This is a genomic window from Algibacter lectus (assembly GCF_004368925.1).
Lineage (GTDB): Bacteria > Bacteroidota > Bacteroidia > Flavobacteriales > Flavobacteriaceae > Algibacter > Algibacter lectus.
Map to the genome: position 1 here is coordinate 118,130 of NZ_SORL01000009.1, position 12,556 is coordinate 130,685.

The 12,556-nt window shown below is 33.7% G+C and carries 7 protein-coding genes; all 7 read right to left on the reverse strand.

Annotated features, from left to right (window positions below):
- Window positions 1–2: 2 nt before the first annotated feature.
- Window positions 3–776 (reverse strand): DUF4998 domain-containing protein, encoded by a 774-nt coding sequence (locus DFQ06_RS13120; protein WP_042504830.1) that lies wholly within the window; start codon window positions 774–776, stop codon window positions 3–5.
- 31 nt (window positions 777–807) lie between these two features.
- Window positions 808–2,052, reverse strand: coding sequence for a DUF5000 domain-containing lipoprotein (locus DFQ06_RS13125; protein WP_133968133.1), 1,245 nt, complete (start codon window positions 2,050–2,052; stop codon window positions 808–810).
- Window positions 2,053–2,083: 31 nt separating this feature from the next.
- On the reverse strand, window positions 2,084–3,967 hold the full coding sequence (locus tag DFQ06_RS13130; RefSeq protein WP_074937731.1) for a RagB/SusD family nutrient uptake outer membrane protein: 1,884 nt from the start codon (window positions 3,965–3,967) through the stop codon (window positions 2,084–2,086).
- Window positions 3,968–3,978: 11 nt separating this feature from the next.
- Window positions 3,979–7,140: a SusC/RagA family TonB-linked outer membrane protein gene (locus tag DFQ06_RS13135; RefSeq protein WP_133968322.1), complete on the reverse strand. Its 3,162-nt coding sequence runs from the start codon at window positions 7,138–7,140 to the stop codon at window positions 3,979–3,981.
- A gap of 629 nt (window positions 7,141–7,769) precedes the next feature.
- Complete coding sequence (locus tag DFQ06_RS13140) at window positions 7,770–8,720, reverse strand: SGNH/GDSL hydrolase family protein (protein ID WP_235833541.1); 951 nt, start codon at window positions 8,718–8,720, stop codon at window positions 7,770–7,772.
- A gap of 94 nt (window positions 8,721–8,814) precedes the next feature.
- The gene (locus DFQ06_RS13145; protein ID WP_133968135.1) at window positions 8,815–10,182 is read right to left on the reverse strand and encodes an alpha-L-fucosidase; all 1,368 of its coding nucleotides are present in this window, start codon (window positions 10,180–10,182) and stop codon (window positions 8,815–8,817) included.
- Between the two features lie 6 nt (window positions 10,183–10,188).
- Window positions 10,189–12,555 carry a PDZ domain-containing protein gene (locus DFQ06_RS13150; RefSeq protein ID WP_133968137.1) on the reverse strand — a complete coding sequence of 789 codons (2,367 nt, stop codon included), beginning with the start codon at window positions 12,553–12,555 and terminating at the stop codon, window positions 10,189–10,191.
- Window position 12,556 lies beyond the last annotated feature (1 nt).

Here is a 12,556-nt window from a genome sequence, read left to right on the forward strand (position 1 = left end):
ACTTATATTTTTTCTGGGAAAACCCCTTCTATAGGGTTGCTTTCAAATAAGTAAGGTGAACCTACTACGGCTTTGTAAAATGTAGTATAAACATAAGTGCCTTCTGAAATAAAATCTGGGATAATTGTTTCATCCTCAGATTCATCGATAATTATAGTTTTTACAGAACCATCTATACTACTAGTATAAGTGAGTTCGGTTTTAATTAATAAATTATCAATAACCTCTCCATCAGTATCCGGAACTCTATTTGACACCCAAGTAATAATAGCTTCAGAATCAGAATAAGCGCTAGCTCCAAAATTTTGTCTAGCTTGTAGCGACTCCTTATATTCATCACCTAGAACTGTACCAAAAACATCATACTTTATCGATTTTCGGCCTTCTAGACCTTCTATATGAACAAAATACTCATTTCCTCCTTCTGGCAATTCCGCCTCCAGTTCATAAATTTCTGGTTCATAAACTGTTCTATTAATATCTAAAGTTGCAAGTATTTTTTCATCGTTATCTGTTGTGTCATCATCAAATAAAGCAACAACAATTTTCTTTATTTTTGGATCTGAGTTAACAAACACTCTAAATAACAACTTATTATGCCCACTAGATATTGTAGACACAGAATCTGGCATAGCCAAACTTACTACGTTTTCAGGAACGTACTGTTTATATGTTTCAACCAAATCTGTATCCTCACAAGAAAAACACAGTAATACAGCCGTAAACACACCAATTCCTATAAAATTGACGGTTTTATTCTTAAAATTATTAATCATAATTTTTATAATATTTTATTTTATTAAATTTTTATCGATTATCACCGTAGAACTCCATTTCACTAATATGAAATAGTGAATTAGTTCTGTTTTGCGCTACTTTCTGAACAAATCTGATATAACGAACCTTCGGCATATCAGGTGAAATATCAAAATTAAAGCCCGCTTCTGCAGCTTCAATATCTTCAGCCGTATTGTCATTATCCGGCTGTCCAGAAGGCTTAATAACCATGGCATCTTCTAATAACAGTGTCCAACCATCAAAACTTCCGTCTGCATTTAAATGATCGCTACCCCAAAGATCAAATAACCAAGGATTTCCATGACGATACATATAATTACCTAGTCTTGGCCAAAACTTAAATCTGTATACTTGAGATATTGAACCTATATCTAATGTAATCATTGCAGGTGTAATAGGAACTCCATTATAAGACCAGTCTATATATTCTGGTAAAACTCCATCTGGATCTTTCCAGTTTGGAGGTGAGTGATATCCATTATCTCCTTTTGTTCCATCATAAACTCTCGGAAGTATCCAACCGTAATCTGAAGGTGTATCATGTATCTGATAAACAGCCTGATAGTTCACTCTATCAAATAACTCTATATAAAGCGGTGTTATTGTAGCCTTGATTTGGCCACATCGATTATTAAACCTATCTCTAATTATAAATACAAAATCTGTTTCTACAGCCTCTAACCCTAAGACTAAACGTTCACCATTTTGTGCAGAAGAATATACAGCATCCTTAAATATCAGGCCTCCAAACTCATTTTCGGTGTAAATCTCTATAGTAACATCTCCTTCCTCTGGATTTTCCCAAGTTAATCTAATACCACCATAATCTGGTGCATAGGTTAATGTTTCACAAACAGATTTGTAAGGAGGTTCTTCTGGGTTTATAACAACAGAAGCTCCTACAGATTTATTTCCTGATTGATCAACAGCATACAAAATCACGTTATATTCTAAAGCTTCAGAAAATCCTTCAACTGTTAAACTACTATTAAACACCGATGATTTCACGCTTGATATTTCTTCATTAGCTCCTCTTTGATATTCTGCAACTACATATAACAAATCTTCATCATCAGGAAGATTATATGTTATTTTTGATGCTCCCGCTAAGTTTTCAACGGAACTTGCATCTACAACCACAGGGCCGGGAGCGATACCATCGTCAGTAATTAACGATGATATCTTATCTTCTTCGCAACTAAATACAGTTGCTATGCACAGAAGCACTATAAATGACTTTAAATTTTTCATCATAATATTATTTAATTGTTCATACTAATTTTAATTACCAACCAAAAGCCTGATCTAAATTTGGGTTTGCTAGTATATCATCTTCGGCTATAGGCCAAAAATAATCTCTTATTGAAAATTCTGTAACACCATATTCTACTTGGTTATAAAAAGTTTCTGCCGTTGCTTTTTCATAACTCCATCCTCTCATTGAAGTACTATTCAATAAAACATGAGCTTTAAACCATCTTCTTAAGTCCCAAAAACGGTGTCCTTCAAAGGCTAGTTCTATTGAACGTTCTTGATGGATTATTTCTCTTAAACCTTCTTTTGTACTTGGCTTTGTTGGATTATTTGAAGACGCGGTCCAAGAAGCTTGAACTCCGTCTAATCCAGATCTTTCTCTTACATCATCAACATATTGAAAAACCTCTGCAACCGGCCCTGATACCTCATTTAAGCATTCTGCATACAATAAATATAAATCTGCTAATCTATATACTGGCCATGAATAATTTTCAGCAGTAAAACTATTATTTCCTATTGCTGATTTATAGTGCACTAATTTTTTTGGCCAATATCCTGTTTGGTTAAATTGTCTTTCATTAAGGTAACCTGCCATACCACCATTCTTGGCATCTACAACAAATAAACTAGTGTCATCTGCTTCATTATTTACATCATAAGATAGAATACCATCTCCCGCTAAAGAGGCATAAAACCTAGATTCTCTATCTAAATGTAAACCAATTGTTTCATACCCTTGTTTAACATAAAACTTATTAGCTTCATCTCCGGTTTTTAAGTCGAATCTACTACTATAATCATAAGAATTATCTTCTTCTATAGGCACTCCATTTTTAGAATAAAATATTTCTGCCATATGCAATGGTATAGAATAATAAGAGTTGACCTGCCCTGAACTTGAACCTGAAAATTCATCGTCAATCCTTGCAAAACTATTATTTTGAATTGTATTTGTGGTTGGGTTAGCTTGCCCCCAAATAATCTCATTATTCCATCTATCTGTGATGGCGCCTCTAAGATTCATTTTTGTTATCGTCTCCTCTGATAAATTGTATGCTGTTGAAAACTTATATAAATTGTTACCTGCTTCGTGTGCTAAGTCTATTGCTTCTCTGCAAGCATCTGCAGCTAAAGTCCATTTATTAGCATCATACGTTTGATTTATATATGGTGTTCCTGCATTATTAGTCCAAGATGAGTATACCGAATTACCATTTACTAAAGGGCTCGCACTAAAAGCTAAAACTTTTGCTTTTAACATCGCAGCAATTGGCTTAGTTGCTCTACCTAGCTCTTCACCTTCCAAAGTTATGCGTGGTGGTAAATTTTCTATTGCCTCATCTAAAACAGATACAATATAATCTACAACATCATCGACCCCATCCCTTTCTATACGTACAGAAATAACATCTTCACTTACCTCAATATTTTCATCGATAATAGGAATAGGACCATACATTTTTAATAAATAAAAATGATAATAAGCCTTTAAAAATTTAACTTCCGCAATCCATCTTGTTTTTTCATCTTCGGTCATATCCCTAACATCGCTAATTCTATTTAGGAAAATATTACAATCTCTCAATGCTACATGCGGCTCTAAACGACCTCCGTTTCCCCATAGATTATATATTGGATTTGCTTTTGATTGTTCTCCGATAGAAAGTCGCATTCCATCCCAAGTTTGATGTGTCCAAACCTCATCTCCGCCTACTAATCCAATATTACTATTTACATCAGAAAAATGTGGTAAATAACCATATAATGTATAAAAGAATTTCTTAGCATTCGCTCTATTATTAAAAACCAAATCGAAAGTAGCTACGTTATCTGGTACTATATCAATATAAGAATCACATGACATTATACATATGAATATTATAGAATATATAATTTTATTCGTTTTCTTCATTTTCTTTTTTTTTATAAATTAACTCTAGCTCCAATGTTCACCGTTTTCTGTAAAGGATAATTTAATCCATTCCCTCTTAATTCTGGGTCCCAAAGTTTGAATTTACTCCAATGCACTAAATTTGTTCCACTGAGATATAGACGCACACTTGCCTGTCCGAATACAGCTCCATTTTCTGGTTTAAAATTATACCCGATTTCTAAGGATTTTAATCTCATAAATGCTCCATCTCTCATCCACCAACTACTTGTTTGGTTATTGTTCTGTACAGCATAAGTAGATAAGCGTGGCCATAAAGCATAAAGATCTTGGTTCTCTTCAGACCAGTGACTATAAGCAAAAGCTTGTAAAATTTGATTTTCAGAAATAGCATCTGGTAAATAATCTCCATTAGCATCAGTATCCGCAAATGGTGTTATTCCTGCTGAATCAATAAAAAAGGATACATTATCTAAACCTGCAAAAAATGCCGATATATCAAGGTTCTTGTATCCTACGGAAAATCCGAAACCATAACTTACTTCAGCTTGAGTAGGCTCTCCAATTGGAACTATATCTAAATTAGACACAATACCATCACCATTGATATCAGTATACTTTATATCTCCGGGCATAACTTCACCAAATTGCTGTTCTGGTGAATTAGCCACATCCGCATCATCGATAAATAAACGCTCTGCAACTAAACCATAAGCCTGATTGAAAGGGTTTCCTAATTTAGACAACCAAGGTGTTGCAGATAAATCAGACTCCTCATATACAGTATATTCACTACTAGTTTTTACAAAATTTGCAGTCGCCTGTAACCACCAGTCTTTATTGAAATTGTGATTTACCAATAGTGTAAACTCAAAACCATTGGATTTTCCTTCACCTAAATTTGCAACCGGAGATGCTTGTAAACCTAAAAAGGAAGGTATATCCGAACGAGTTTGTAAAATATCAGTTGTTGTTTGTTTAAAATACTCGGCTTGCAATTGAATAGCATCTTTAAGAAGGTTTATTTCTAAACCATAGTTTTGCTTATAGGCTCTTTCCCAGGAAATATGTGGGTTTTCATATCTACTGATACTAACACCTGCACTAGATTCTTGACCAAACGTTCCAAATTGGGCTCCTGCCCCTGAATCGTTTAAATTAACATTAGATAAATAGAAAAACCTATCATTACGATTTCCAATATTAGCATTACCAACTACGCCATAAGACCCTCTTAATTTAAGCCTACTTATTAAATCTACATTATCAAAAAAGTTCTCATTAGATATTACCCATGCCGCTCCAACAGACGGAAAGAAACCATACCTGTTTTTTTCAGCAAAACGTTCTGATCCATTATAACCAAAATTCCCTTCTATAAAATACCTTCTATCAAAGCTATAAGTAAAACGGCCAGATAAACCGACGTTTCTACTAGGAAGTGATGCCTGCAAATCATCCGCATTTCCATCAACAGATTCTCTTAAAATACCAACTAGCAAGCCGCTAACAGCATGTTTATCATTAAAAGTTCTATCATAGTTTAATGCAGACTCAAAATAGATATTTCTATTAACAACTCTAGAGTCTTCATTCTCTGTAAAATTTAAATACTCTGTTCCCGAATCTGGGTTAAGACTCGTTAATGTGTATGTATTATTCGCTCTATTATAATCAGTATCTCCAATAGCATAATAATAAGGCTCATATTCCCTTGTAATATTATAAGAAGACGTACTTGTAATATTCCCCAAAGCTCTCCATTTAAGCCCCTCAACAATACCTCCTAAGTCTTGCTTAACTTGTAAACTTAAAACATTTACAGATCTACTATAGTCACGATACCCCCTTACTAATTCGGCATAAGGATTTAAATAGCCGGCTAACTCTCCATCTCCAGTATCCACATTACCAAACAAAAGATGCTCTGTAAATTGGTTAGCCTCATCAGCTTCGTAATAAGCTGGGTACCTTACTGGATTAGTTCTATTAATCATGTTATATACTTGGTTTCCTGTTGGCACAGGACCTCTATAATCATCAACAGTAGCATTTAAATTCACTATCAATTCTGTGCTAGAAGTTAAATCTATATTAACATTAGATCTTAAATTATAAACTTTATTATCAATGTTATTGTTATAATTTGCTTGATTATCAACTTTTAGTATCCCATTATCTTGAGCAACAGAACCAGACACATAATACCTAGCTACTTTTCCTCCTCCAGAAACACTAAAATTTAATCTTTGATTCTTAGTAAAATCTTGCAACAACTCATCTTGCCAATTTGTAACAGGATAAACAAAAGGATTAATGTTACCAGCAAGAGTATTGTCTATCTTGTTTTGTAAATACGGTAGCCTATCATTTCTATTTGGCGACACATTTCTAGTATTAACAGCGTCCATATGTAATCTTAAATATTCCAGTGGGTCTGCTATTTCTAAATTCTGAGTAGCCTGAGAATAAGTAGTTTCATACCTAACAGATACTCTTGGCTTTCCTAATTCGCCTGTTTTCGTTTTAACAGCTATAACACCATTGGCCCCTCTAGCTCCATAAATAGCAGTTGCTGTCGCATCTTTAAATACAGAAAAACTTTCAATATCATCTGGTGATATTCTAGCTAAATCGTCTGCTGTTAATTCTATATTATCTATTAATATTAACGGAGAAGAATAAGCTCCAAAAGTAGTTGCACCCCTAATAAAAAACTCTGCATTATCAGATCCGCCCCCAGGTTCACCTGAACTTTGAAAAGCAATAACTCCTGGAACCCGACCAGCAAAAGAGGCCGTTAAATTACTCGATGGTATTTTTAAATCTTCAGGTTTAACAGTAGATACAGCTCCCACCAAAGCTTCTTTCGTTTGCGTACCAAACCCAACTACAACAACTTCATCTAACCCAGTAAGGTCTTCTATCATTGTAATGTTTAAACTTGTAAAATTTCCTATTTTAATTTCTTGAGTTTTAAAGCCTATTGAAGAAACAACCAGAACTTCTCCTTTTTTTGCAATTAATTTAAAATTGCCATCAAAATCTGTTTGTGTACCTCTGTTTGTACCTTGAACGAGTATATTAACACCGGGTATTGGTATCCCTTTTTCGTCAAGAACGATTCCTGACACTTCAATTTGTTGATAATCTTTAAGATCTATTTTATCTTCTTTTTCGGTTAGCTCTGTCATAGTGGTTAGAAATGGAGTTTTTGCGTTAGCATAACCACTGACAATAAAGGAAGTACATATTAATATTGATTTAATCATCTTAATTCCCCTGTGTTTAAAAGGACGAAATAGATGAATTAAAGAATAAATTTTATTCATATTGTTTTGTTTAATAAAGTTAGTTGAATACTTTTTTGGTTTTGTATTAGTTGGTTAGTTTTTAGTTGTTCTTTCTCATATCTTATATTTTATTGATTAGTAATTAATTAACCTAAATAAAGGGCGATCCTACACTTATAGTTAAAATAAAGGTTAAACCTACACTTATTGTAGATACGCAAGTATTAATTATAACTTTTTCAATATAAATTATAACCGTTTTACTTAGATAACCCCCTATATATTAGATAAATGCTATTTTTTATCTAAAAAAAATAAAGAATATGATATTTATGTTTAAGATTACGAATAGATATTAATTAATATAAAATTCGTACTTTAAACAGTAAGTAATTTTATACACTGTGTGTTTTGAAATTTTCATTGCTTTTTAAGCAAAAAAAAACATGACCATTACAAATGTTGTAACAATCATGTTTTTTTAATATAACTAATATATATTATTAGTCTAAACTACTAATTTGATAATACTACCTTTTCAAAGCCTTCCTTATAGCGGCTTTAACCAAAGGTTCCATAACAGCATAACCATCTAAATTTGGATGTACCGTATCTCTACCATACGCCTTTATTAAACCTTTATCTGCATTTACCATTGATGTGTAATAATCTAAATACACAATATTGTTCTTTTTAGCATATGCTTTAATTAAACTATTAAGTTCGCTAATTTTTTCTATAGGTTCTACCGATGGACTCCAAGAATAGCTACTAGCAGGAAGTACAGAAGCTAAAACTACTTTTATGTTATTGGCTTTAGCAATTTCGGCCATTGAAAAAATATTATCTGCAATTTCTGCGATAGAAATAGGTCCTCTATTTCCTGCAATATCATTAGTTCCTGCATGTATCACTACAGCTTTCGGATTTAAATTAACCACATCGGGCTTAAACCTTAACAGCATTTGAGATGAAGTTTGCCCGCTAATACCACGACCTACATAATTGTTTTCAGTGAAGAAATCGGCATGAAACATCACCCATTTTTCGGTGATAGAGTTCCCCATAAACACCACTCTATTTTCCTTTTTAGTTGGTGCTTTCAATTCTTTATTTGCTTTTCTGTACCTTCCAAAATTTGCCCAATCATCATTAGGTATTAATTGAATTTTAACAACTGAAATTTGAGAGCTAGGTGCCTTTTCAGGTAATAAAACAGTTAATTTATCATCAATCAATTTTATTTTTATTTTTTTATCAGGATCAGAAAGTAATCTCGCCTCTCTTGGTTTAATGGCTCTATCTATAATTAGTTTACCATTTTCTGGCCAATTAACAACATGTGCCATTAAAAAACCTTCTTCACCTTCAGTATATGCCCCCCATTCTGGTTTTTCATAAGGAATGGTTTGAGCAAATCCAACACCAACATTTAATGTAAAAGCAATTGTAAAAATTATTAACGCCTTGTAAACATTCATCTTTTATATATTTTATGTTTTACTAGTTTAAACAGACAAACAACCCGAAGGTTGTATGTCTATTAATCACTATATAATCTACTTAATACTTCAATTAGTTTGCTAACTCAATTTTAACAACAGAAACCGTAGCGTCTGGTGCTAACATTGGCACATCTACTAATACATCTCTAGATGTTGCTAAAGCATTTAATGTTTTACCAGGAGCTGATAATAACGTTGCTTTTTTAACTTTTATTTCTTTATTTAATTTTAATACACCATCTTTTGGCCAATCGAAAACATGAGCATAGATAACATTACCTTTTTTAGTATAGCGTCCCCATTTTGGTTTTTCAAAAGGACTTGCAGAAGCACCATAAACAGCTTCACCGTTTATTTTAGTCCATTCTCCCATAGCATTTAAACGTCTAATACTTTCAGCAGGAAATCTACCAAAACCATCAGGGCCAATGTTTAATAAGAAGTTACCACCTTTAGAAACGATATCTACTAATTTCTCAATTAAATCTTCACTACTTTTCCAGTTATTATCCGATGGTTTGTAACCCCAAGACCCATTCATAGTCATACAAGCTTCCCAATCCGAATCAATTCCTGTATCTGGAATTTCTTGCTCTGGTGTTCCAAAATCTCCAGCAAATTGTCCTGGTTTATTGTTCATCCCATCCATTCCTGTTCTACCTTTATCAACTCTATTATTTACAATAGTGTTAGGCTGAATATCACGAATAAAACTGTAAAGTTCTTTTCCCATTTCGGTAGTATAATCAGAAATCCAATCTCCATCAAACCAAACCACACCAATATCTCCATAGTTAGATAAAAGTTCTTTAACCTGAGGTTTCATATAGTTTTTAAAATACTCTGGAAATTTTGGATTTACAACCGATGGATCATCATGCTGTGCAATGTTGTAATTTGGATACAAGTTTCCTTGTGCTTGTGGATGGTGCCAATCTACGATAGAATAGTATAAACAAAATTTAATACCTTGTTTTTTACAAGCTTCAGATAGTTCTTTCACAATATCACGCTTAAAAGGTGCCGTATCCATAACATCATAATCAGACACTTTAGAATCCCATAATCCAAAACCTTCATGGTGCTTAGAAGTCAATACAATATACTTCATCCCAGCATTTTTAGCCATACTTACCCAGGCATCGGCATCAAACATAACAGGATTAAACATTTCTGGAAATTTCTCGTAATCTTTAACGGTGTAATCTAACTTATCCATGGCCCACTCAGCACCACCTCCAGCTATTTTTGTACCACGTTCTCCACCAATGATAGAATACGCTCCCCAATGGATAAACATACCGAATTTAGAATCGCGCCACCATTCCATACGCTCGTCATCAGACAATTTTTTCTTGCTGGAACTTTGAGCAAAACCCACATTAGTGTTTAATGCAACCACCAATGCTAGCAATAGTATTTTGTTTAAATTTTTCATTTTCTTTTATTTAGTGTTTATAGTTATTTTCTTTTCCGATTGATTACGCATAATAACCAAGTCTAATTTATTCGTTTTATTTTCAACATTAATTTGAAAAAAGTCTTTTACAGTTTTCACCTTTTTACCGTCAGCCTCAAGAATCACATCGCCTTTTTTAAGTCCGTTATTTTTCACAGCAGGGCTACCCGACCAAACTTTTAAAAGAATAACACCTTCTGGAGTATTTAAACCATAAGCCGATTGTTCTTGCTCAGATTCTACACTTTTTAAGTCGTTACGTAACCAAGCCACAACAAGAGTTCCTTTTTTATTTTCTTCGGAAGGATCTCGCATCACTGGAATTTCTGGAGTTTTGGCCATTTTTTTCAACTCTGCATTCTGAACTCCAAATTGATCCATAGGAAAGTTTTTGAAACCTATTTTTAATGCTGGCGAATTTTCAGCAACCGAAAAATCTAATGATGCTGGATCTTTAAACATCGGATCGCCAAAAGCACTGTGTAAATCTCTATTATAAATTTGTGCTTTCAACATCGATTCTTCATTCGGAAAAAAGTTGTAATCCATCTCTTTTCCCCAACCAGACAATCTTACATCTTGATAGCTTTTTTGAACAATATTATGTTTAAAAACATCTTCACTATTAACAAACCAAACATGTGGATGCAGAGAATTATTCACCATAATATTATTTTCGGCAACACGATTAAAACCTTCACGCAGTTTTAATCCGCTATTTAGCATCAAATTGTTATAAATATGATAATTCGATGAACCATCGTCTAAATCAACATCCCAACCATGATCGCAACGAAAACGATTATTTCTAATAATAGTCGTTTTTATGGCGTCCCATTTTGGCATATCTGCATTAGCTGTGGTTAAACTATCCATAATACCACGGTTTGGATGCCAAAAACGATCTCTTCCCCATGAGTTAAACGAACCATGATCGCTAGTTTCTAAAACAGTATTAAAGACATCGTTAAACTCTAAAATATGTCCGCCCCAAGTACCATCTCCAATATTAATACCTGCTCTTGGTACATCGTAAATACTATTACGACTCACCGTAATATCCATCGCCATAGCAATTTGCACACCGGCCGTTTGTTTTTCAACACGACCAATACGGTGAATTAAATTGTTATCCACTAAACATTCACGCGGATACAATTCACCTTTAGGTCCAGAAACAGTATCCATTTCTGCAACAGGCACAAACTCTCTATAAGTTAAAGCTGGCGATCTTACAGCCGACACATCACCAACAAATGAAACAGCACTTGCTCCACAATCGTGAATATAATTATCTTTAATTTCTAGTCCTTTATTATATTTACTCGCCATAATAACGTTACCTCCTAAATTGGTAAATTCACTATGTTCTACTTTACAGTTTTCAGTGCCTTCAAAAAAGACAACAGCCCCACGGTAAATAGTCCAATCGCTACGTAATAACGGCTCGAAATCTTCCATAAATGTACGTGTAGTATTTTCGAATTTAATACCCGAAATGGTAACATCTTTTACAGGATTTCCCAAAGTTCCAACCACTTGAATTAAATCTTTTAATACTGACACTTCAAGATTTAAATCGTTAATAGCACTTATACTTTCTGGCCAATAGAATAATTTATTTCGTTTTTTATCTAAAAACCACTCGCCTGCACTATCAAGTTCTTCAAACACATTTTCTACCATACGGTATTCTTCATGCGGTTTTGAACCTCTATTGTTTTGCTGACCTCCACTTAAAACAGGTGTTCCATCATCATTAACTCCTGTAATTTCAAAATGAAAACCTCCCCATCTTCCGTTGTGTAATGCATTAAAAATTGCGCCTTCAGGATTTGCCCAAGTTGCAACACGCTCTTTAGAAATAGCATCGGCAGCATAACCTTGCCAATATTGAGCACTCTCATCATAATTTGGATAACGTGCTAAAATTTGTGGTTTTCCGTTTACTAAAAACTGATCGAAATCTAAACCTGCAGGAATGTCGGTTACAAAAATATTATTGCTAAAAGTCTTCCATTTAGCCTCTAAAACCTGAGACCCTTTTATACTAACTTCCGAAGCACCTGCTCCTTTTATCGTTAAACCACTTAATGAGGCCGGTATTTTTATAGCTTCCGATAAACGATATGTTCCCGGTAAAATATTAATAACAACCTTAGCTTCCGTATTAGCCGATTTTATTTCATTTGCTTTTTTTATAGCTTCAGAAATATTTGAAAAAGGCGCATCCTTACTTCCGTTTGCATTTGCGACTTCATTTTGAGATACATAAATTTCCGTAATGTCCGTGGTCGACGAACAAGACATCATAAAAACAAAAAATATTACAATTACACTTAGTTTTTTCATC